Source organism: Pseudomonas sp. Irchel s3h17 (assembly GCF_900187505.1).
In the GTDB taxonomy this organism is placed as follows: Bacteria; Pseudomonadota; Gammaproteobacteria; order Pseudomonadales; family Pseudomonadaceae; genus Aquipseudomonas.
In genome coordinates, this window is record NZ_FYDL01000004.1 from 1 (window position 1) to 23,173 (window position 23,173).

Sequence of the window (23,173 nt, forward strand, 5' to 3'; positions counted from 1 at the left end):
GTCGGGCATGAAAGTCATGCCCGGATTATACCGGGTCAGGTCACGAAACGTGGAGTCAGAACTTGATGAGGGCGGTTACGCCAGAGATCAAAACCATCAAGCAGCCAGTTCAACTCCTGGACGCTCAACATAATGGCTCCGTCGGTAGCGTCGGGCGATGTTTTGAACCGTTCAGACTCGAGACGTTTGAGCCAAAGGCAGAAGCCGTTGCGCTCCCAGTAGAGGATTTTCACTCGGTTACGGTGGCGATTCAGAAAAACAAAAAGGACAGGATCGAATACGGCGACTTTGATATCCAACTCGACCAGGGCGGCCAGACCGTCGATGGATTTTCGGAAGTCCACGGGCTTGGGGTAGAGGTACACCTTTTCGACTTTGGCGTCGGGTCGCATCATGGCGGGCGGGCTCCAGAGAAATTCGAGAGCACAGCCTCAAGGATCAGAGGACGACTTTGAATGTGGGGTTCATGGCGCGGTTACAGTACTACTACCTCTACCTGATCGAAGATATTTACAGCCGCAAAGCCGTGGGCTGGGAGGTCTACGACGCGGAAAGCGGCGAGAAAGCTGCTGCGTTACTGCAACGCAGCGTGATCGGCGAGCAGTGTTTACGCGAACCGCTGGTGCTGCACTCGGACAACGGAGCGCCGATGAAATCGGTGACGCTGTTGAGCAAGATGTACGAACTGGGCATCACGCCCTCGCGGGGACGACCGCGGGTCAGCAACGACAATCCCTACTCGGAGTCGCTGTTTAGAACGCTGAAATACTGCCCGCAATGGCCGCAGGATGGTTTTGCCAGTCTAGACGCGGCACGAGCGTGGGTGAGGGATTTCATGCGTTGGTACAACAACGAACACCGGCATAGCCGCATCCGGTTCGTCACACCGGCTGAGCGGCATCGAGGACTGGACCATCAAGTACTGGCCCGGCGGCATGAGCTGTACGAACGAGCCAAAGAGCAAAAGCCGGAACGGTGGTCGGGTCGGACACGTCACTGGGAGCCGATCGGCACCGTGCTATTGAACCCGGGTCGAGAGCAACAGGTCGAGAAAAGAGCGGCATAGTTAGACGGTTGACGCGACAACTACCTTGAAAAACGCCGTTGATCCGCAACAATGACCACATCAGGATCAAGGGAGGATGCCGCTTGCGTCAAAACGTACCTCCCAGGAGTTTGCTGTTCGGAATTCTTGCATTTCATCTATTCCACATTCGTATGCCATCGCTGTTCTGACTAGGTTGGCCAGATCAGAATGCTTGTTCATAAGAAAAACTCCCGCCTGCCCATCCCGCAGGGCCATCTCTCCAAAGCTAGTGGAGAGTACCGGCAAGCCCAACGCCCGATATTCATAGTATTTAATTGGGTCAACCGATGCCGTAAGGTCGGTATGCTTAAAGGGAATTAATCCGACCGAAAACTCCTGCATAAACTTCATCGCAGTCGCATGGTCACAAGCTGGCAACAACTCGATGTTGCGAGGCAGAGACCTAGGATGTAATTCATAGATGGGACCAATCAGGCGGATGCACATGGATGGATTAGCCTCTGCCAAGTCAAACACCAAAGGCCAGTCAAACCAGTGACCGATCGTACCGACATAGCCGAGAACAGGCCTCCCTGAGCTTTTAGTTGTGGCACTGGGGGACGGCAGGGTTTCAATCGCGCAGGCATTAAGCGCAAGAGTAAGTTTTGAGTGATAAGTGGCGAACCGATCGGCTAACGCCGTAGAAGAAACCGTTATCCGCGTAACCTGAGCCGCGACCTTCCGTTCCCGCCGCCCCATCGCTATCCGCGACAGCCCCCGGTAAAACGCCGGAAAATCATCCATTGCATCGTAAATCGAAGATACAGTGGGGTGCCGGGCAAGCACCTGCAGCGCCAACTCGGAGGGTTTACCAATTCCGAGTCTGCATTCCCCTTCCTCAATAAACGCGTGAATTGCCTGCAATGCATCGTTCCAGAGCCGACGATTAAGCGCACCGGCGCCTGGCAATGGCTCAATCGGCAATGAACGCGGGCGAAGGATAGTTAGCCACGCTGGCGCACTTCTCTTTGCCGCGAGCATTGTCGCAGTCCCTCCCGCAGCCTTTACACGCCGAAAATCTGCCAGCTCCGGGAATCGCGTAGGGTAGGGATCAACCCAGAGCACATCTCCGCCACGCCTGGCATGGAACCACTCCACAAACTTGTGGGGACGCTGCGCAAAACTTGCCCAGGGTACAGGCGAGAAATACACCAACCGCATCAGACGAAGTGCTCTCTGAGCACCTTCACGATCCGCTCGGCACCACAGCCATCCCCGTAAGGTGAAATTCCACGCGCCATTTCTCGGTATGCTGACTCATCGTCCAACAGGCGTTGTGCTTCTTCCACAATCCGGTCGTAGTTGGGGCCGACCAGCTTTACTACTCCCTGCTCAACTGCTTCGGGCCGCTCGGTTTCATCTCGCAAAACCAGCACGGGCTTGCCCAACGCAGGCGCCTCTTCCTGCACGCCACCAGAGTCACTGATGATTAGGTATGAGCGCTTCATCGCAGCAACGAAGGGAGCGTAATCCAGCGGCGCGCATAGGTGAATATTTGGACAGTTCCCCAACATTTCATGGGCCACATCCTTAACATTCGGATTTGGGTGTACCGGGTAAAGGAACTGAACATCCAGGTTGCGTTTCGCCAAGGTATGTAATGCGCGACAGATATTGCGGAACGGCTCACCAAAATTCTCACGACGATGGGAGGTAATTAGGACAAGGCGCTTTGATGGATCAATTTCAATTCCTAATTCTAAGTCCTTCGCTGCGGTCATCAGCAGAGCGTCGATCACGGTATTGCCAGTAACCACAATATCCTTATCCGGAATCCCTTCGCGCAGCAAGTTCTGTCGCGAACTCTCCGTCGGCGCAAAATGCCAGCGAGCCAATCGACCGGTAATCACTCGATTGGCCTCCTCTGGGAAGGGATTCTGCATGTCCCAGGTACGCAAGCCCGCCTCGACATGCCCGATGGGGATGCGGTGATAAAAACAGGCCAATGCCGCTGTCATTACAGTAGTCGTATCACCTTGCACCAAGACGACATCCGGTTTTTCTGCTTGAAGCACATCATCCAGATCCAGCAGCAGCCGAGCCGTCAGTACCGTCAATGCCTGATTAGGGCGCATGATGTCCAGATCGATATCAGGCTCAATACCAAAAAAGTTCAATACCTGGTCCAGCATGTGACGGTGCTGGGCTGTTGCCAGTACTCGAACGTCTGCCCAAGGTTCATTTTTCAACGCCAGAATCACCGGAGCCATTTTGATGGCTTCGGGGCGGGTTCCTACTACACAGAGGATCTTCTTATTCATACGTACTAACTCCTTAAAAATTATCCCGGATAGTCAATATAAAATTCTGGATGGTCAGCCCATTTCTTCTTGAAATACTCAGAGTTCCGAGTGAAAATTTTTGTATAACTGTTGCTTTGAGAGTTTGCACTAGTGGTTTGATGTGGTTGGTGACGGATGCCGGTTAAGTCTCGATAGCACACTTTAAAGCCAAGCTTTTTGATTTGGAATGACAAATCCGTATCTTCAAAACACGTTGGATCATAATTGGTATCAAAACTATCGGTAGCATCAAAAACAGACTTCGGCACGAAGAAGCCTCCGGTTCCTAGATAGCCAATATCAGAACGATAGCCATGTATGATTGCGGCATCGTTCATGGCTCGATTCGGGCAGTAATCCGCAATCATGCCTCCTAAATCCCCGCGAGCACGATCAAACCAGCCTGCAGCCCACCCAATTACCCCCACACTTGCATCACGCTCAAGTATCGATAGCGCTTCATCAAAGAAAGTAGGACAGGTAAACCACTGGTCTGAATCAAAAAATGCCAAATATTTTCCCTGCGCAACGCTGGTCCCTAAATTCCGCCCGGAAGAACAACCGTTGGCTGAATTCCTTAGCACACGGACATTCGGAAACGCGCTTTCAATAAACTCGGCCCCACCGTCAGAGCTGGCATTGTCAACGACAATGATCTCCCGAAGGTAATGACTACCATGCGCAATTAAAGTTTCAAGGCAGCGCCCAATAATATTTATATTGTTATGAATCAGAATGACTGCACTGACAGTCCCCGCAAATGTTCCTGAGGCTTGCCTACCGGTGATCTTATCTAGCCTGTGGAACCACGAGTTTTGTGAAATAAATATATCGTTCTTCTTGATAAGCTCTTCAGTTGCAGTGACTACTGAGCAGAGTTCGGCGAAGTGCTTAGGGTTATCGGCAATGAAAACGCCGGGATAATCTAGAATTTCTGGTAGTCGGGTTGAAACAACTGGTTTCCCCGCAAAAAGATACTCAAACACTTTAATTGGTGACACTGCGTCCGAAATTTTTCCTGGAACAAACGGAAGTATGGCCACGTCAGAATGCATCAAGTAGCCCGGCAATTCATCGATTTTCTTAGCCCCCAAAAAGTAAATATTCGTTGGAAGGTCATTTTTTCCAGGATTGTCACCAATTAATATGATATCGAGACTAGCATTCTGCACGGCCGCAGCAATAACGTAATCCCAAGCGAACCACTCTCCATATAGCGAGCCGAAGTAAATCGCAGTTCTTGCCCCTCGCATCGGAAAATCGGCGGGACGTGAAAAAGTCCGGTACTTGTCAAAAATATATTCATTTGCGGCATTGGGTAGATACAAGGCATCATTCCGACCCAAGTCAACTAAACGCTGAACCAAGAGCTTGGCCGTACCTACTACAACATCAGCACTGGCGACAAACTCTCTATAAACATCTAAATCAAACCAGTCACCACCAAGGCTGGTTTCCCAATCATCAATCAACTCAAAAACCGTCTTAACCCCCCGACTCTTAGCCATATTAAGATAAGGAATAATCTTGGGATGTGGGAATTCAATCAGGATCGTAGCGCGACTGGATATCAGATCAAGTAAGCTCGATGGAGTTACCTTATCAATGGAAAGATGAGTAAGACCGAATACGTCTAGCTCTGACTCGACGTGCCGATTCAAGTCAAAGTCAAACTTTTGATATACATAAATATATATAACTTTTCTGCCTGACTTTAATGCGCAGCGCGCAAGTTGGGCGCCCCGCTGCCCGCCACCAATATCGTCAAATGGCACGCCCGTAATTACAACAAGTTCATCGGACAATAAAGCGGGCAAGTTCTTGCGTTCAAGGATATTTTCTGCCTGGCATGGCGTAGCAGAACACGTCTGTGATGGACGTGAAGTGAGTGTAGGCAAAATATAAGAGGTAGGTCTTTGGCTTTGGCGATTTTTGAGCTTAAGCTTGAAAGCTTGGGCAAGCGCAGGAAATCCGCCAGATGAAGCTATTTGCCTTGAACGATTGAAGTAGTGCGGAATTCGCGCGAGTCGTTGTTTTACTCTCCAAAGAATTCCGGTCAAGCCGCGATCCCGCATTTTGCACTCCATCAATAATTGAGCAATATAAATTTCTTTGTCGATTTTGTAGCTTTGAGCCAGTTGCAGTTGCTCGTCACGTTCGGCGATTGACTGAGTGAGGCTGGCGTTCTGCTCGTCACGCTCGGCGATTGACTGAGTGAGGCTGGCGTTCTGCTCGTCACGTTCGGCGATTGACTGAGTGAGGCTGGCGTTCTGCTCGTCACGCTCGGCGATTGACTGAGTGAAGCTGGCATTCTGCTCGTCACGCTCGGCGATTGACTGAGTGAAGCTGGCGTTCTGCTCGTCACGCTCGGCGATTGACTGAGTGAGGCTAGCGTTCTGCTCGTCACGCTCGGCGATTGACTGAGTGAGGCTGGCGTTCTGCTCGCCACGTTCGGCAAAGATGGTATTTAGGCGATCGATCTCTGTTGCCGCATCAAACTGCTCAATGCGACAGTCGCTCAACCTTAGCCCCAGGCTATCCAGCCAGCGGGGGTCGGCGTAAGCCAAGATGATCTGGTCACCACTCCAAAGTGTTTTGGGGAGCGGCCGACAATCCACTACCTGAGACCAGATCAGTCTAAATCCGTTCGCCAGTTGCAAAGGGATATTTTCGGGAAGAAAAGAAAAGAAGTGCTCATCAATCCTGTCGAGCTCCTTGTAGGGTAGCGCCAACACTATGGCTTTCTTTGCCCGACTGCAAATAGCATGCAGGGCATCGTAGGGCTTGTGGAAGTGCTCTAGCGTATTGGACGAGAACACGATATCAAATGTTTCTCGCTGGTCGCCGCCCTCCGCCAGCCAATCCTCGTTAATGAAGCGGATGGCAGGGTAGCGTTGCACAGCCTGTTCGATGGCCACGGAAGAAAAATCGACGCCGACAATCTGTTGTGCGTCGATATAGCTGGCCCATACGTCGGTGCCGTCACCTTGTGCGCAACCCCAGTCGGCAAGCGTTAGCGACTGCCGCTTCAACTGTTCAATCAACCAGCGGGGCAGATGCTCGACAGCAATCCTTGCAAAAAAACGGGACTGCGTAGGTCCCTCGCAAGCCTCCCAGTTTTCGGCGAAGCGGGTATTCCAGTATGAGTCTGAGTTGATGTTTTCTGTATCTGTCATTTATTTCACCAGAACTTGTTGCTCAATTGGCGGCTGAAAGAGACCAAAAAACCGCTCATTGGAGAGTGATGAAAAATAGTGCGCACCCTCCAGATATTCGTAATAGTGGATATCGCGGTGTTGGCGATTCTCAACAGCGGCAGCCAACAGATACTTACCGGTGACCAGCGGATTGATCAGCCTGAACGTGACGCTGAAACGCTCTTCATCAGGCAAGTGTCTGTATTCAAAATCGTGGGTTGTGGAGACAATAAGATCCGTTCCCTTCAGATCTTTGATGGAAAATGCAACACTGAGATGCTCCCGCGAGATGTCCAAGGGAACATACACCTCGATGACAACATCAAGCACCTCCTCCCACGCATGCACATCCTTGCGGACACCATGCTCATCACGAACGGCAGCAGAAAGGATCATGCCTTTGTGAGAGCCCCAGTGCATAACAGGCCGGGCATCTAGTGCGACCTGCGACTCTTCTAAAATTGCAGTTGCCGAAGCAGACTCCGTGGGAGTGACCGACACTGACGCCCCTTGGGCAATCTCTTCACGCAGGGTGTCTTCCTCTGCCTCCTCATCCTTAAACATGAACTCCATGTACTGCCCAGTCACGGGGAAAACGTCGCCCTGCTCTACCATGTGTCCCTTGTCCAGCCAGATGGCACGCTCGCAGAGGGTGCGCACTGACCCCACATCGTGGCTAACAAACAGGATCGTGGCTCCCTTTTCCTGAATATCTTTGATGCGGCGCATACACTTGGCCACAAAGCGCGCATCACCCACCGCCAAAGCTTCATCAACAATCAGTATTTCTGGATCGACATGAATCGCGATAGAGAACGCAAGGCGCGCATACATGCCGCTGGAATAGGTTTTAACCGGCTGGTCAAGAAAATCACCCAACTCTGAAAATGCCAGAACCTTTTCCATTCTGGCCTCCATCTCTTCCTGTTGGACGCCGAGAATTGCGGCGTTGAGAAAGACGTTCTCGCGACCAGTGAACTCAGCGTTGAATCCAGCACCAAGTTCTAGTAGCGCCGCCACTCGTCCCCGTGTTTGGACTGCACCTGAGGTTGGTGACACGGTACCGCAGATCATTTGTAGCAACGTCGATTTGCCACTGCCATTGCGTCCAATAATGCCAACGGTCTCCCCACGAGCCACCGAAAAAGACACATCCCGTAATGCCCAAAACTCGCGGGAAAACTGCTTTTTCCCACGCGCCAGCATTTGCATCAGCCTATCTCGCGGCTTGTCGTAAATGTGGTAGCACTTGCTAAGGTTCTCAACTTTGATGGAGAAATCAGAGGACATCGGCAAATCCCTTTCTGGTTTTCTGGAACCAAGCGTAGCCTGCCCAGGCAATGGCGGCGGCAGCCAGGGTGTAACCACCCAAACCCACCCAGTTCGGCAAATGCCCCCAGACCAGCACTTCACGCGCCTGTTCGATGATGAAGGTAAGCGGGTTAGCCATGATGAATGGACGGAATCTTTCTGGAACTGCGGTCACCGGGTAAAAAACAGGGGAAAGGAACATTAACACGGTGGTAATGATGACAATGGTTTGCCCGACGTCGCGCAGAAATACGCCTAAGGATGCCAGCATCCAGGCAAGACCAGTGGTGAGAATAACCAGTGGAAGCAGTACCAAAGGAGTGAAAACCGCCGTCCAGTGCAAGTAGCCGTTAAAGAGTGCAAAGGCGGCTAGCAGCACGCCAAGGCTGATGAGGCTGTGGAATAGCGCTGCACCCATGGCAATGACTGGCAGTATTTCAATCGGGAATACCACTTTCTTGACGTAATTGACGTTGGAAAGAATCATCCCAGGGGCGCGGTTGAGTACCTCGCTAAACAGGTTCAGCACAATCATGCCGACAAACAGCACTACGGCGAATTGCGTTTTGCTATCGTCAGCACCAACCCCAACCCAGCGAGCTTTGAAAATCTCGGAGAATACAAAGGTGTACACGGTTAGCATGAACACTGGATTGAAGAAGGACCAAGCCAGACCCATGGCAGAGCCTTTGTAGCGGCCTACAACCTCGCGCTTGGTCATCTGCACGATGAGCTGGCGGTTGCGCCAGAGACTTCGGGCAAGTGCCACGAGGGATGTGGGTTGGGCTGCGTGGGGGTTAATCGCTTTTTGGGAGTTGGTCATGCGAAGTACTCCACTTCTGCCAATGGTTTGGCTTGCAGATTTTTTATGGACAAGGTGGGTTCGCCTTGGACGGGCCATTGGATGTTGATCGCGGGGTCGTTCCAGACAATGCTTCGCTCGAATTCGGGTGCCCAACAGTCGGTGGTTTTGTAGAGAATCCCTGCGGTATCCGAAAGCACCACGAAGCCATGCGCGAAACCTTCCGGAATCCAGAGCATGCGCTTCTTTTCGACGGACAGTTCCAGCGCGACGTGCTGCCCGAAGGTGGGCGAGCTGCGGCGTATATCCACAGCTACGTCAAATACCGCGCTCTGCACTACTCGCATCAGTTTGCCTTGGGGTTGCTGGATTTGGTAATGCAGGCCGCGCAGCACGTTTTTGGCCGAACGTCTGTGATTGTCTTGCGCCAAAGTCACGTCACGACCGATGAACTCAGGAAATCGGCGGCGATTATAGCCTACGGGGGGGGGGGGTGTGTACGGGATTTTGTGCAACCGGGATTTTGTGTAACCGGGATTTCTGTTAAACCGACAGCAGCCGATCTTCGAGCTGGATACTGAAGCGATTCAAGGCCGCTTTCCAGTCCCGGATCGACATCGTCCACTTCTTGCTGATGCTATTTAGCGCCATCATCACCGCCTCGTCAGTCGGAAATGAAGCGCGGGGCTTGATCACTTTACGCAAACTCATGTTGATCGACTCGATGGCGTTGGTGGTGTAGATCACCTTACGGATTTCTGCCGGATGATCGAAAAACGGTATGACCCGCACCCAGTTCAGCCGCCATGACAGGCTGATCGACTGGTACTCGGCATCCCATTTAGCTTCAAACTCACAAAGCCGTAGCTCGGCCAATTCGGCGGTCGCCGAGGTGCAGATCAGCTTGAGATCGGCGGCCACTTCCTTCTGCCGTTTCCACGACACGAAGTTCAGGCTGTTGCGCACCATCTGCACGATGCAAAGCTGGACGACCGCCTTCGGGTAGACCGTTTCAATCGCTTCAGGGAAACCCCTGAGGCCGTCTACGCAGGCGATGAAAGATGTCCTGCACGCCTCGGCTCTTGAGTTCGGTAACCACTTGCAGCCAGAACTTGGCGCCTTCAGTCTGCGCGACCCACAGTCCCAATGCTTCCTTGTGGCCGGCCATGTTGACGCCAATCGCCAGATAAACCGCCTTGTTGCGCACCGCGCCAGCATCACGCACTTTGACGTGAATACAGTCCAGATAGAGGATCGGGTAAAGCGCATCCAGCGGCCGTGCCTGCCAGAGAGCTTAACCCGTCACTCACCGCGTCGGTAATGGCCGAGATCAAGCTGGGAGAGACGTCTGTGCCGTACATTTCTTCCAGGTGCGCTTGGATCTCGCGCACGCTCAAGCCGCGGGCGTACAGGGAGATGACCTTGTCGTCGAAGCCTGTCCAGCGGGTTTGATGTTTGGCGACCAGTTGCGACTCGAAGGACGCTTGTCGGTCACGGGGAATGTCGAGTGGCAGATCGCCAAAATCACCCTTGAGCGTCTTGCCATTGTGCCCGTTACGGGCATTGGCAGCGGTATTAGTGATCGTTGCGCTTTTGTCGTGCCCCAGTGTTCGGTCATTTCGACCTCAAGGGCTCGCTCGACCAGCATCTTGGTCAGCTGCTTGAGCAGGCCGTTTTCGCCGATGAGGTCTTCAGGCTTTTTGTAATTGAGCAATAGACTGTCGGCCAGCTGACCAACTCAGGATCAGGTTTGACTCGTTTGGTGCGCTTGGGCTTGGGATCGGTCATGGAATTTCCTTGGGGTAGGCAGTCTCCTACCAAATGACCGCTTACACAAAATTAAGTACACCCTCTACACCACCAACGCCATCGAATCGATCAACATGAGCTTGCGTCAAGTGGTCAAAACCCGCGCTTCATTTCCGACTGACGAAGCGGTGATGACGTTGTTCTATCTGGCGCTAAACAACATCAGCAAGAAGTGGACGATGCCGATCCGGGACTGGAAAGCGGCCTTGAATCGCTTCAGTGTCCAGCTCGAAGATCGGCTGCTGTCGGTTTAACAGAAATCCCGTTTACACAAAGCCCCGCACACCCCCGCTATGTTAAACCTTGGGTAATGACACTGCCTTAATGAACCTATTTCGACTCCACACCGCCAGCTTTGAAGAAACAAGCGGTACAGAGAAGTGGTATATAGGCGAGAAAGACCCCAACCCAAGGCTGCAGCAATTGCAACCCGACCAGTAGCGCGAGGGGCCATAGCCATAAAAAGTTAATCGCGACTACCGCCATGGTGACTTTCTTGTGGCTTTTGAATAGCCGTGAAGCGTATTGATAAGCATGACTGCGATGTGCTTGGGATACTGCATCACCGCGTATCAGTCGCCTGAACAAGGTCCAGGTAGCATCGACGATGAACGCACCCAGCATAATTAGCCAGACATAGAGCATTTCTGGCGCGATCCACGCTGCGCTAAGAGATAGCACCGCAAGTACAAAGCCCAGAAAACCGCTACCCGCATCCCCCATGAATATCTTTGCAGGAGGGAAATTCCAGTAACCAAATCCTGCTACCGCCGCTGCCAGCATCAAAGGTACCCACACCATTGAAGGGTACCCGACAATCCAGGAAACCAACACGACACCGATGCACGCACAGATTGCTTCAGCGCTGGCCAGCCCATCAATCCCGTCCATGAAATTATAAAGATTGAGCATCCAGACGAGATAAACGAGCGCAAGAATGTTGCCGAACCAGCCAAGATCAATCGTACTTCCGAAAAGAGAGAGGGGTGCGAGTCCACCCAGCCAGAAAAGCGCCCATGCCCCGGCAATGAAATGCCCTAGCAGACGCCATCGGGCAGCAATATGTCCATGGTCGTCGGCAAATCCAAGAATCGCGACCAGCAGCCCGCCTCCGAACAACGCATAACGATCGGATAGACTCATGAAGTCCAGGGCGGTAAGGACCGGGAGCACGCATAGGAAACTTACTACGATTGCCACCCCTCCCCCACGCGGCGTAGGTACGGAGTGAGAGCTGCGTGCATTGGGTACGTCTATCAGACTTTTGACAATGGCATAACGACGCAGCAATAGTGTCAAAAACCAAGACGCGACGAATACTGCGAGTAATACCCACCAAAAAGTCATTTCGTTTGTTTTTCCAGATATTGGTCAACTGTCTGACGCAAGGCGCTATCGACATTAATAGGCGGAGTCCACCCCAACAGTTCTCGGTTCTTGGTTATATCGACCTGCAGCGACTCGCAAAGACGACGGATAACCGTCCTTTTACCCACCGTGGCAGCGGCCAGATTCAATAACCACGGAGATACTGGCAGCAGATATGCTTTTCTACCGAGTGCACTCGCCATCCTTCGTAGCAACTGGGTAGTAGACAGGTCTTCCCCGTCGCTGACCAGGAAAGTGTTTGCTGCAGCTGCAGGATGATTGATGCAAACAACTATCAGGTCTACGAGATTGCCAATCGCCACCAGACTTCGCTGATTGTCAATAGCACCCAACGGCAACGGGATACCTCTATCGAGACTACGTAACAACCGCAAGAAGTTGGCTTTGACTCCGGGGCCATATACCAGTGGCGGACGGATAATAACAATTTCCATACCCGTACGTTTACCCAGCAGTTTTAACGCCTCCTCTGCTTCGTACTTGGAGACAGCATAAGGTTCGAGCGGTGCAGGCTTATCATCAGCATGGAAAGGAACACCCGCCTCCGTCCTTTCGCCGTTTACTTTGATCGAGCTAATGAAGATGAACCGCTTTACTCCCGAGGCGGCCGCATGTTGCGCCAACCTGAGCGTTCCTTCCACATTAACCTTGCGAAACTCTTCCAACGCATCTGTGGCCGTTTCATTCATCACGTGTACCCGCGCAGCGGCATGAATAACCACCTCCACATCGCTGAGCGCGGGTAGAGCCTCGCCATCCGTCAGATCGAAAGCCATGACTGGACACAGCCCTTGCAGCCGCGTCGGGCCCCGAGCGGCCGCTACAGGGGTATGTTTTTTATCCAGCAGAAGCCTGAAAACTATAGCTTCACCGACGAACCCGCTGGCTCCCGTGATCATAATCTTAGGGGGAATCATCACCCGTTATTCCCTATCAGCACCGTCGCCCAGCAGACAAACAAGAAAAACACTTTATCGCGCATCCGGCGTCGACAATGCCATGCACTCAAGGACAGCCTGAACAATTGCCAGCGGCTCAACAAGAACCAACTTTTTACAAAAGGTACAGAGTCCTGCCCTACCAGCCGGGCAATCAACTGCACCTGACTGAACCACCAACCATCATGAATGGTTTTGTAGCGGGTGATCAATGGACGCAGCCCTGTGTTGGCCCCCACCTGATTACGTTCGTGCTGACGGTAGTCCATGGAGGGTCCTGGATCGATGTACCAGCGATACCCGTGACTACGAGCATATGCATAGCAAAACCAGTCATGCAGACTTACATTCTGTAAAGCGTTCCAGTTGCACAGCATCGAGGCCTTGAGTGGCTCCACCAGCCGCTTACTCAAGACATAAGTACAGCCAGGGCCCGCCGCCTCGAACAGAAAGTCCCACGCGACCTGAGGCTGAGCCTTATCCAGTAACCGGGTTTTGCCATCCGGCCAAAAAGCCGTGACATTGCTGGAGTACGCATCCGCTTGGTGTCGCTCAAGTTGCGATGCGGCACGCTGAAGCTTGTCCAGGTACCAGATATCATCCTGGTCGGCAAAGGCAACAAAGTCGAAACCGTCGAAGTCAACGTCCCGAATCAGTCGAAAAAAATTACGCGAGGCGCCACCAAAACTCCCTGCGTAGGGCAGTACGGTGACATTTGCATTCCTGGCCGCCGAGGTCGCACACCAAGCTTCGGTTCCATCAGTGGAGGGGTCAATACTGATATATACAGTAACGTCGACCTCTGTCTGAGCGAGAATCGAAGCCATCTGCTCTTCGATCCACTCCATGCCGTTGTAGGCGGCCAGCAAAACTGCAACCTTCGGTAATATTACTGGCATGCCATCCCGCTTACACCGTTGAACACTGGAAATCGAAAGGATAAAGCTGTAATCAGCAAAAACTCGTATCCAACAGTTTTTGCAGGTACTGACCGTACCCGGTCTTTTTAAGACGCTCTGCCTGGGCACCGAGTGTTTCGGCAGTAATCCAACCGTTGTTGAAAGCAATCTCCTCCAGGCACGCCACTTTCAACCCCTGGCGCCGCTCAATTGTGTGCACAAAGTGACTGGCTTCCAACAAGGAGTCGTGGGTGCCGGTATCCAGCCAGGCAAAGCCGCGACCGAGCATTTCGACATTGAGCGTCTGTTGCTCAAGGTAAGCGCGGTTAACGTCTGTGATTTCCAGCTCACCGCGCTCGGACGGCTTGATGTTCTTGGCGATCTCGACAACCTGATTGTCGTAAAAATAGAGACCGGTCACTGCATAGCTCGACTTGGGCTCCTGCGGTTTTTCTTCAATGCTTAGCGCCCGACCGATGCTGTCGAACTCGACGACACCGAACCGCTCTGGATCAGACACGTGATAGCCGAATACGGTCGCGCCACGGGATTGGGAGCAGGCCGAGCGAAGGTTGTCCGAGAAGTGCTGACCGTAGAAGATGTTGTCTCCCAGGATCAGGCAGCAAGGATCCTTACCGATGAACGCTTCACCGATGATGAACGCTTGCGCCAGGCCATCGGGACTTGGCTGCTCGGCATAGGTCAACTGGATACCGTACTGGCTGCCGTCGCCCAGAAGCTTGCGAAAGCTGGGCAAGTCTTCCGGGGTGGAGATGATCAGGATTTCGCGCATGCCCGCGAGCATCAGTACCGACAACGGATAAAAGATCATCGGCTTGTCGTAGATCGGCAACATCTGCTTCGACACCCCAAGGGTCAAGGGATGCAAACGAGTGCCCGAGCCACCAGCGAGAATGATGCCTTTACGATTGCTCGTGATCATTTATTCAGTACTTCCATAAGCATACGAGTTACACCACTTTGCCAGTCCGGCAAGTGCAAAGAAAAACTGTCACGCAACTTCTGAGTGCTCAAACGCGAGTTCAGAGGGCGGCGCGCAGGCGTTGGATACTCGGAGGTGCCAATGGGGTTGATCGCCGTGACTGCCAAATCTTCGCCATTGGCCCGAGCAAAACCAATCACATGATTAGCATAGCCGTGCCAGGATACTTCGCCGCCAGCCGCTAAATGATACAGGCCTGCCAGCCCAGGGTTCTGCATGACTTGTGAAATGGCTAACGCGGTCACGTCGGCGATCAGGTCCGCCCCCGTCGGGGCCCCGACCTGGTCGGCGATGACGCTCAACGTCTCTCGCTCCTTGGCCAGACGCAACATGGTCTTGGCAAAGTTATTGCCGCGAGCACCGTAGACCCAACTCGTGCGAAAAATCAGATGCTTGCAACCGGATGCCGCAATCGCCTGCTCACCGGCCAACTTGCTGGAGCCGTAGTGATTCACCGGCGCGACAGCATCGGTCTCGCGCCATGGTGTAGAACCCTGGCCACTGAAGACATAATCAGTCGAGTAGTGAACCAACCAGGCTCCCAATGACGCCGCCTCTTGAGCCATGACTCCGCAAGCCAACCCGTTTACACGATTGGCCAACTCGGTCTCGGACTCAGCTTTATCGACAGCGGTGTAGGCTGCGGCATTGACGATGATATCCGGCTGGACCTGATGGATCGTCGCACGCAACGCATCGAGGTCGGACAAGTCGCCGCTTAAACCGTCTACCACATGACGATCCAGCGCAATCAATTCACCCAGCGGCGCCAGGGAGCGCTGCAACTCCCAACCCACTTGGCCACTTTTTCCCAGCAGGAGGATTTTCATGCTTTGCCCGAACGATCCGCGTAGTTCTGGTCGATCCACTGTTGATAGCTGCCGCTTTTCACGTGAGCGACCCATTCAGTGTTGTTGAGGTACCACTCGACCGTCTTGCGGATACCGGTCTCGAAAGTTTCCTCTGGCGTCCAGCCCAGCTCGCGCTGGATCTTGCTGGCGTCGATCGCGTAACGCTGGTCGTGCCCCGGGCGGTCCTGGACGTAGGTGATCAGACTGGCGTGGGGACGATACGCGGAGTCCGGACGCAGTTCGTCGAGCAACGCGCAAAGGGTATGCACGACGTCGATGTTTTGCTTTTCGTTGTGACCACCAATATTGTAAGTCTCGCCAATGACACCTTCGGTCACGACTTTGTACAACGCACGAGCGTGATCTTCGACATAGAGCCAGTCACGGACCTGGTTTCCCTTGCCATAGACCGGCAACGGCTTGCCTTCCAAGGCATTGAGAATGATCAGCGGGATCAACTTCTCAGGGAAGTGACACGGGCCATAGTTGTTCGAGCAATTGGTCACCAGCGTCGGTAGGCCGTAGGTACGACTCCAGGCGCGAACCAGATGGTCGGAACTGGCCTTGCTGGCCGAGTACGGCGAGCTTGGTTGATACGGAGTGGTTTCTGTGAAGAGGTCTTCCGGGCCTTCGAGGTCACCGTAAACTTCATCAGTCGAAATATGGTGGAAGCGAAAGCTGGCCTTGCGTGTGTCATCCAGCGCGGACCAATAGAGGCGTGCCGCTTCCAGCAAGGTGTAAGTGCCGATGATATTGGTCTGGATGAATTCAGAAGGACCGGAAATCGAACGGTCGACGTGGGACTCTGCGGCCAGGTGCATGATTGCGTCCGGTTGGTGTTCACGCAGAACTCGGTCGACCTGATCACGACCGCAGATATCGACACGCTCGAATGCATAACGCGAGTTCTGGCTGACCGCGGCTAATGACTCAAGGTTACCGGCGTAAGTCAGCTTATCGACGTTAACGACAGAGTCGGACGTGTTAGAGATGATATGACGGATGACTGCCGAACCGATAAATCCGGCGCCGCCGGTTACTAGAATTTTCACGCGAAACCATACCCTTGAGTTACGACAGGGCCACCAACCGCGCACCGTCTAATCCATGAATGCAAAAGCCGTCAAGCCAAGTGGCTTCCGACAGAGCCAGCCGGTACCAAAAGGGAACACACCCTCTTTCGGACAGGCGCCGCATTTTACAGTTGAGTCGGGGCTTTACTAATGGATATAGACAAGCTGTCGTGCCTCTCCAATAACCGTTTGCCGTTGTTGTCGTCAGGCGCGGCGCTTGCGTAAGGCCGGACCGAGAAACCAACCAAGAATCGGCCCCATCAGCATTCCCAGCAGCAACGCCAGAACCACCACGATCGATATCGGCAGTTGTGGCCCTGCCCAACCAAAGAACAACAAGGAAACCGACTGCTGATTTTCCAGCACGAATGCCATCACCGCCAAAACCAGCAACAGCATCAAAGCTACAAGGAGCACGTTTTTGAGGTTACGCATGGTTCACTCCTTGAGCGGCGAGGATCAAAGCCCCTCCTCCTCTTCTTCATTCACACGGTCACGCAATTCCTTGCCCGGCTTGAAGTGAGGGACGAACTTGCCGTCCAGGCTGACGGACTGCCCGGTCTTTGGATTGCGACCTACGCGCGGCGCGCGGTAGTGCAGGGAGAAACTGCCAAAACCACGGATCTCGATACGATCACCGGTAGCCAGGCACTGGGACATTTGTTCAAGCATAGTCTTGATGGCCAACTCTACATCCTTGGATGAAAGCAGCCCTTGATGGGTGACAATTCGTTCGATCAACTCCGACTTCGTCATATTTTTCCCTTCTTTTTCAAGCAGCTAGATCAGCGCTTCAAAGGTTTTAGCATGCCCGAAGGAATTTGAACAGCCCAGGCATTGACTTATCTGCGCTACCGCTCACCCACCAGAAAACGGACACGATTCGAGCACAGGACCAAGCCGAAGCATGCGACATGCCCCCACATAATCACCTGCAGATAACCACCAGGGTCCGCGTCAGGTATCCCGCGGGATTCCAGCCAAACAGATAGTCCTCGTCCTCCTCCTTGGCATCACTGGACCTGACAACGACCTTATACCCCTCCTCCTTGCACTCCCTCTCGGCTCGCCTGTAGCACTTGTCCCACCCCGAGCCCAACCCAGAACAATCGATCTCGATGCCGCTGACACCGCGCACCGCATGGGTCTTCACATTGGTGGTGCAGCCTGTCACAGCCAGCACAACAAGTACGACAACGAACTTGTTCATTCACATCCTTAGACCGGGCAGCCGCCCGATTGCCGTTGGCCTCAGGTAAGCCTAGCCCAAATAGAGGGATGCTCCGCCAAAGAAAAGACAGCATTTCAAGGAGTTGGTTTCAATGAATGTCATCCACACACCCAAGACCACAAATCACAGGCATCGGCATAGGGGACGACCTTCACAGGCCGCGCCCCTGCCACACCACCCGGCATGCGGGTCCGCACCGGGCGGTTCGAGAGATTGAGGTTATGAGAGACGTACCAATCCCAGCCTGTCGAACCACGCAATATTAAGCACGCGATTTAGATCCAGACGACTGTTATGCCACCAGCGGCAGGTGTTTGCTGCCACGTTCTGCGCCACTTGGTTACTCGCGCCAAGTGCTCGCAGCTCACGATATGTCGTCGTTCCGCGCTTCCATTGTTTAAGCTGGATAGCTCGCAATCGGTGTCGTATCCATTCGTCCAGCGCACGCCAGACGGCTGGGGTTTGCGACAACCCGAAATAAGCTTTCCAACCCAAAATGTAAGGTCGCAGTTCATCGACAATCTGCTGCAAGCTGCGGCCACACGAGCGTCGGGTGTACCAGCGTATTCGCTGCTTGAACTGCTTCTGCGCTTTGTAGGATGCAGCGCGTTTGACATCGCCGCGGGCTGACCACAATTCGTAGCCCAGAAACTTGCGGCCAAACGCACTCGTCACTGCACTTTTGCTTTCGTTGACGCTCAAGTGCAACTTTTCATAAAGGCGTTTCAGCAAGACCATGACTCGCTCACCTGCCTTCTGGCTGCGAACATAAACGTTCGCGTCGTCGGCATAGCGCACAAAATAATGACCTCGACGCTCAAGCTCCCGATCCACTTCATCCAGCAGCACATTCGCCAACAGCGGCGACAGCGGGCCGCCTTGCGGCGCCCCGTAGCGGCTTTTCTCGATCACGCCATTGATCAACGTTCCCGCATCCAGATACGCCCGAATCAGACGGATAACCGCCCGATCCGCAATCCGTTTACCTAAACGATCAATCAAAATATCGTGATCAACCCGGTCGAAGAACTTCTCCAGATCAACATCCACCACCACTTTGCGTCCCGAGAACACGTAGCGCTGAGCCGCCAAGACAGCGCCCTGCGCACAGCGTCCCGGGCGGAAGCCGTAGCTGTGTTCACTGAAAGTAGGATCGAGTAACGGCTGCAAGACTTGCAGCAAGGCCTGTTGGATCAAACGGTCAGTGACCGTCGGAATACCCAACTCGCGTTCACCGCCGTCTGGCTTGGGAATGACTACCCGTCGTACCGGACAGGGCCGGTAGACGCCTGACATAAGCTGTTCACGAATCGCTGCCCACTGGGTCAGCAGGTGTTCGGCTGTCTGATCAATACCCAGACCGTCGACTCCCGATGCACCTTTGTTAGCCTTGACCCGCTTCCATGCCCGCTTCAGGTTTTCTCTCGCAAAGGCCCGCTCCAGCAGCCCTTGCCCTGCGTTGTCGGTTTCATTTTGCGGGCGATTGACCTCGTCGCTGATCGAGCTTCTCACGGTTTCACCGCTCGCAGTCTCCATCCGCCCCGCGTTTGGCGGGCATCTGACTTCCGGTTTCTCGCATCAACATGGCCTATGACGCTTTCTCTCGTTCGGCCCTTCGTCAAAAAAAAAAGACTACTATGGCCTCTGCTGACTTCTCGCTCCAGCTAGCGCCGTCGCCCTTTCAGGCACAAAGCGAGATCTCCCCAGGTAAGAACGCAATCCTTCACCACACAACCGCCGGATTTACGCTGCCTGACCCTTGACCACAAGAGCTTCGCGGTTTTGTGCCCGCTCGCCCTGATCGGCTTCGCCTTGTATCCGGTTCTTGTACATCGGCTCATGGCTTCGATTCACGCTTCCTCCCCACACTCGGTCGCCCTCATGCAGTTGCGCTTCACTTCGTTCGCTGTGGTCAGCTTACGACGGGACTTTCACCCGCAAGATTGCGCCCATGCTGGGCGCACACAAAAAAAAAGGTTCTTCACGGATTACCGGGAAAAACGCTCTTTATCTTCATGAAAAAGAATTCGCTATCCCGGTAACCGTACGCCATCCGCTTGATGACCTTGATTCGATTATTGATGCCTTCCAACTGCCCCGTGTGCATCAGCCAGCGCACCCGGCTGACGATGCCCCGCCAGTAACCCTTTAGTCGTTTGGCAAACTGGATCAGAGCCGGTATGTCGCTTTCATGAGCATGGCGCAGCCATTGCTTCCAGGCCGATCGCCAAGCCCAGGCAGCACTCGGTGTCCAGAGTGTTTTGAGCTCAGCCTTCATCAAATAGACCGTCATCAGCGATTGGTTGGCCGCCAACAAATCTTGCAAGTGAACCTGCTGTTCTGGCGTTTTCAGATTCTGTGGATTGCGCAGCAACAGCCATCGCGCCTGCTTGATAACCTTGCGAGCCGGCTTGTCATGACGCAACCGGTTAGCAGTCATAGCCATCCGTCATCGAACACCTGATGCCGTGCTTCGTGTGCAACTCCTGATACATTCCCGAGCAATACTGACTGCCTCTGTCCGAGTGATGCACCAGCGGCTGCTCCGTTCGACGATGTTTCACCGCTCGGCGCAGCGCCTGCGCAACCGACTCGGTGTGCAGGCTTTCATGGACGTGATAGCCCACGATCTTTCGCGAAAAGGCATCCGTCACCAGGCTCAGATAGGCCACGCCTTCCTGAGTGGGCAAATAGGTGATGTCAGCCACCCAGACTTGTTCCGGGCCGCTCGGAATAACTTGATCAGGACCGGGTTTGAGCAAGTTTGGATGACGCCGAAAGCGGTGATGGCTGTCGGTTGTCTTGTGATAGGCCCGCTTGCGGGCTACCAATAAACGCCGTTCACGCAGAATCGAAAACAGGCGATCTCGACCCACTTGCAGCTCAAGCTGAGGTTGGCACTGCAGCAAGTAATACAGCTTTCGGGTGCCCAGGCGCGGCTGCCGCAGGCGCTTTTGCTGAACGAAATCGGCAACTTTCTGATCCAGAACCAGACGAGCTGCGTCGGCACGATTGCGTTTGTAGTAAGCCTGGCGGCTTATCCCCATGAACTGGCAAGCCCTGCTGATGCTCAGGTTTTGGATTCGTTTTTGCGCGAGGACTTGCCGGGACGCTTTTTTACGACAGAGAGACCGTAGTCATTTTTCAAGACATCCACGACCGCCTCGAAAAACTGCGCTTTCTGATTGGACAGCGCCAACTGTTCTTCAAGCTCTTTGATGCGTTGCTCTGGCGTTAATGGTCGGTTTTTGTCGGGCATAGACCCCATCCTCGGCGAGCCAATGTATGTGCCTGGGCTCCAATCCTGCCGACCGTGCTTGCGTAACCACGTCAGAACGGTCGTTTTGCCTTGAATCCCGTAGCGCTCCTGAGCCTCTTTATAACTCAGCTCGCCTTTTTCGACCTGATCGACGACCGACAATTTAAAGGTCAGCGTGTAGTCTCGCTGACTACGCCTTTTTGCTGATTCCATTACGTCCTCCTGAAAAAAAGATCAGAAGGTGTAAACCTTATTCAGGACGGGACAGAACCAAAAAAAAGGGCGACCGAAGTCGCCCTTTTTTTACAGAAAGTCAGAACTTAGTTCTGTTTTTCCGCTTGTGCAGCACGCAGCAGGTCACCCAGGGTGGTGGCTACTGGAGCATCCGAAGCTACTGGCTTGTCGCGCAGGCTCTGGATGGCTTCTTTCTCGTCTTCAACGTCTTTCGACTTGATCGAGAGCTGGATTACACGGCTCTTGCGATCAACGCTGATGATCTTGGCTTCTACTTCTTCGCCTTCTTTCAGAACGTTACGTGCATCTTCGATGCGGTCACGGCTGATTTCGGAGGCTTTCAGAGTCGCTTCGATATCGTCGGCCAGAGTGATGATGGCGCCTTTAGCGTCAACTTCTTTCACGATGCCCTTAACGATTGCGCCTTTGTCGTTCTCTTGAACGTACTCGGAGAACGGATCGCTTTCCAGCTGCTTGATGCCCAGGGAGATACGCTCGCGCTCTGGGTCAACCGACAGGATAACGGTGTCCAGCTCGTCGCCCTTCTTGAAACGACGTACGGCTTCTTCGCCCACTTCGTTCCAGGAGATATCGGACAGGTGAACCAGGCCGTCGATGCCGCCGTCCAGACCAATGAAGATACCGAAATCGGTGATCGACTTGATGGTGCCGGAGATTTTATCGCCCTTGTTGAACTGGCCAGAGAAATCTTCCCACGGGTTAGATTTGCACTGCTTGATGCCCAGGGAGATACGACGACGCTCTTCGTCGATGTCCAGAACCATGACTTCCACTTCGTCGCCGACTTGTACGACTTTCGAAGGGTGGATGTTCTTGTTGGTCCAGTCCATTTCGGAAACGTGTACCAGGCCTTCAACGCCTTCTTCCAGCTCAGCGAAGCAGCCGTAGTCGGTCAGGTTGGTTACACGAGCGGTGACGCGAGTGCTTTCTGGGTAACGGGCTTTGATAGCAACCCATGGATCTTCGCCCAGTTGCTTGAGGCCCAGGGAAACACGATTGCGCTCGCGATCGTACTTCAGAACCTTGACATCGATCTCGTCGCCAACGTTGACGATTTCGGAAGGATGCTTGATACGCTTCCAAGCCATGTCGGTAATGTGCAGCAGGCCATCGACGCCACCCAGATCGACGAATGCGCCGTAATCGGTGAGGTTCTTGACGATACCTTTGACTTGTTGGCCTTCCTGCAGGGATTCCAGCAGAGCTTCACGCTCGGCGGAGTTCTCGGCTTCCAGGACACTGCGACGGGAAACGACAACGTTGTTGCGCTTCTGGTCCAGCTTGATGACCTTGAATTCCAGCTCTTTGCCTTCCAGGTGCGTGGTGTCGCGCACTGGACGAACGTCAACCAGAGAACCTGGCAGGAACGCACGGATGCCGTTAACGTCGACAGTGAAGCCGCCTTTAACCTTACCGTTGATAACGCCCTTGACCACTTCTTCGGCTGCGAAGGCTGCTTCCAGAACAATCCAGCATTCAGCGCGCTTGGCTTTTTCACGGGACAGCTTGGTTTCACCAAAGCCGTCTTCAACCGAGTCCAGAGCAACGTGAACTTCGTCACCGACGTTGATGTTCAGTTCGCCAGCGTCGTTGTAGAACTGCTCAAGCGGGATGAGTGCTTCAGACTTCAGGCCAGCGTGAACGGTTACCCAGCGAGCTTGGTAATCGATATCAACGATAACACCGGTGATGATGGAGCCTGCCTGAAGGTTCAGGGTTTTTAGGCTTTCTTCAAAGAGTTCCGCAAAGCTTTCGCTCATTTTAATTCCTGTCGATAAGGGCGAAGA

18 protein-coding genes and 6 pseudogenes are annotated in these 23,173 nt (G+C 53.6%); 2 read left to right on the forward strand and 22 right to left on the reverse strand.

The features are described 5' to 3' along the window. Nucleotides 1-35 precede the first annotated feature (35 nt). Complete coding sequence (gene tnpB, locus CKW25_RS06025; RefSeq protein ID WP_256577937.1) at nt 36-395, reverse strand: IS66 family insertion sequence element accessory protein TnpB; 360 nt, start codon at nt 393-395, stop codon at nt 36-38. 77 nt (nt 396-472) lie between these two features. On the opposite strand from tnpB, the pseudogene CKW25_RS06030 reads away from it, so the two are divergent. Next, nucleotides 473-1,066: pseudogene (locus CKW25_RS06030) on the forward strand (transposase); the annotation flags it as partial. Nucleotides 1,067-1,132: 66 nt separating this feature from the next. Here the strand turns inward: CKW25_RS06030 and CKW25_RS06035 are convergent. The 8 genes and pseudogenes from CKW25_RS06035 to CKW25_RS26955 all read right to left on the reverse strand — a co-directional run bounded on the left by CKW25_RS06035 (nt 1,133) and on the right by CKW25_RS26955 (nt 10,467). After that, nucleotides 1,133-2,068 (reverse strand): glycosyl transferase, encoded by a 936-nt coding sequence (locus CKW25_RS06035; RefSeq protein ID WP_256577938.1) that lies wholly within the window; start codon nt 2,066-2,068, stop codon nt 1,133-1,135. A gap of 179 nt (nt 2,069-2,247) precedes the next feature. Further along, complete coding sequence (gene wecB, locus CKW25_RS06040; protein ID WP_095078289.1) at nt 2,248-3,348, reverse strand: non-hydrolyzing UDP-N-acetylglucosamine 2-epimerase; 1,101 nt, start codon at nt 3,346-3,348, stop codon at nt 2,248-2,250. A gap of 20 nt (nt 3,349-3,368) precedes the next feature. After that, nucleotides 3,369-6,545: a glycosyltransferase gene (locus CKW25_RS06045; RefSeq protein ID WP_095078290.1), complete on the reverse strand. Its 3,177-nt coding sequence runs from the start codon at nt 6,543-6,545 to the stop codon at nt 3,369-3,371. Next, the gene (locus tag CKW25_RS06050) at nt 6,546-7,856 is read right to left on the reverse strand and encodes an ABC transporter ATP-binding protein (protein WP_095078291.1); all 1,311 of its coding nucleotides are present in this window, start codon (nt 7,854-7,856) and stop codon (nt 6,546-6,548) included. Continuing rightward, on the reverse strand, nt 7,846-8,679 hold the full coding sequence (locus CKW25_RS06055; RefSeq protein WP_371854825.1) for an ABC transporter permease: 834 nt from the start codon (nt 8,677-8,679) through the stop codon (nt 7,846-7,848). Before CKW25_RS06055 ends, CKW25_RS06050 begins: the two co-directional genes overlap by 11 nt. Nucleotides 8,680-8,696: 17 nt before the next feature. After that, nucleotides 8,697-9,155: pseudogene (gene rfbC, locus CKW25_RS06060) on the reverse strand (dTDP-4-dehydrorhamnose 3,5-epimerase); the annotation flags it as partial. 67 nt (nt 9,156-9,222) lie between these two features. Continuing rightward, a pseudogene (locus tag CKW25_RS06065) lies at nt 9,223-10,393 on the reverse strand (IS256 family transposase). Further along, a complete protein-coding gene (locus tag CKW25_RS26955) occupies nt 10,333-10,467 on the reverse strand; it encodes a hypothetical protein (RefSeq protein WP_256577944.1) in 135 nt (44 codons plus the stop codon). Before CKW25_RS26955 ends, CKW25_RS06065 begins: the two are co-directional and overlap by 61 nt. A gap of 59 nt (nt 10,468-10,526) precedes the next feature. Between CKW25_RS26955 and CKW25_RS06070 the strand changes: the two are divergent. Then, a pseudogene (locus CKW25_RS06070) lies at nt 10,527-10,742 on the forward strand (transposase); the annotation flags it as partial. Nucleotides 10,743-10,818: 76 nt separating this feature from the next. On the opposite strand, the gene CKW25_RS06075 reads toward CKW25_RS06070, so the two are convergent. The 13 genes and pseudogenes from CKW25_RS06075 to rpsA form a co-directional block, all read right to left on the reverse strand. After that, nucleotides 10,819-11,835: a glycosyltransferase family 4 protein gene (locus CKW25_RS06075; protein ID WP_095078294.1), complete on the reverse strand. Its 1,017-nt coding sequence runs from the start codon at nt 11,833-11,835 to the stop codon at nt 10,819-10,821. Then, nucleotides 11,832-12,794 carry an SDR family oxidoreductase gene (locus tag CKW25_RS06080; RefSeq protein WP_095078295.1) on the reverse strand — a complete coding sequence of 321 codons (963 nt, stop codon included), beginning with the start codon at nt 12,792-12,794 and terminating at the stop codon, nt 11,832-11,834. The genes CKW25_RS06075 and CKW25_RS06080 overlap by 4 nt, the downstream gene beginning before the upstream one ends. Then, nucleotides 12,794-13,714, reverse strand: coding sequence for a glycosyltransferase (locus tag CKW25_RS06085; protein WP_095078296.1), 921 nt, complete (start codon nt 13,712-13,714; stop codon nt 12,794-12,796). Before CKW25_RS06085 ends, CKW25_RS06080 begins: the two co-directional genes overlap by 1 nt. A gap of 52 nt (nt 13,715-13,766) precedes the next feature. Beyond that, complete coding sequence (gene rfbA / locus CKW25_RS06090; protein WP_095078297.1) at nt 13,767-14,657, reverse strand: glucose-1-phosphate thymidylyltransferase RfbA; 891 nt, start codon at nt 14,655-14,657, stop codon at nt 13,767-13,769. Beyond that, a complete protein-coding gene (gene rfbD, locus CKW25_RS06095) occupies nt 14,654-15,547 on the reverse strand; it encodes a dTDP-4-dehydrorhamnose reductase (RefSeq protein WP_095078298.1) in 894 nt (297 codons plus the stop codon). The genes rfbA and rfbD overlap by 4 nt, the downstream gene beginning before the upstream one ends. Further along, nucleotides 15,544-16,620, reverse strand: coding sequence for a dTDP-glucose 4,6-dehydratase (gene rfbB, locus CKW25_RS06100; protein WP_095078299.1), 1,077 nt, complete (start codon nt 16,618-16,620; stop codon nt 15,544-15,546). The genes rfbD and rfbB overlap by 4 nt, the downstream gene beginning before the upstream one ends. 225 nt (nt 16,621-16,845) lie before the next feature. Next, nucleotides 16,846-17,076 (reverse strand): lipopolysaccharide assembly protein LapA domain-containing protein, encoded by a 231-nt coding sequence (locus CKW25_RS06105; RefSeq protein ID WP_095078300.1) that lies wholly within the window; start codon nt 17,074-17,076, stop codon nt 16,846-16,848. Nucleotides 17,077-17,100: 24 nt separating this feature from the next. After that, nucleotides 17,101-17,397: an integration host factor subunit beta gene (ihfB, locus tag CKW25_RS06110; protein ID WP_007899751.1), complete on the reverse strand. Its 297-nt coding sequence runs from the start codon at nt 17,395-17,397 to the stop codon at nt 17,101-17,103. Nucleotides 17,398-17,569: 172 nt separating this feature from the next. Then, nucleotides 17,570-17,851, reverse strand: a complete 282-nt coding sequence (locus CKW25_RS06115; RefSeq protein WP_095078301.1) for a hypothetical protein — start codon at nt 17,849-17,851, stop codon at nt 17,570-17,572. Between the two features lie 240 nt (nt 17,852-18,091). Beyond that, a complete protein-coding gene (gene ltrA / locus CKW25_RS06120) occupies nt 18,092-19,408 on the reverse strand; it encodes a group II intron reverse transcriptase/maturase (RefSeq protein WP_095078302.1) in 1,317 nt (438 codons plus the stop codon). Between the two features lie 445 nt (nt 19,409-19,853). Beyond that, nucleotides 19,854-20,306: pseudogene (locus CKW25_RS27325) on the reverse strand (transposase); the annotation flags it as partial. Next, nucleotides 20,305-21,344: pseudogene (locus CKW25_RS06135) on the reverse strand (IS3 family transposase); the annotation flags it as partial. The pseudogenes CKW25_RS06135 and CKW25_RS27325, both read right to left, overlap by 2 nt. 107 nt (nt 21,345-21,451) lie before the next feature. Next, complete coding sequence (rpsA, locus tag CKW25_RS06140) at nt 21,452-23,146, reverse strand: 30S ribosomal protein S1 (protein ID WP_095078303.1); 1,695 nt, start codon at nt 23,144-23,146, stop codon at nt 21,452-21,454. Between the last annotated feature and the right edge of the window lie 27 nt (nt 23,147-23,173).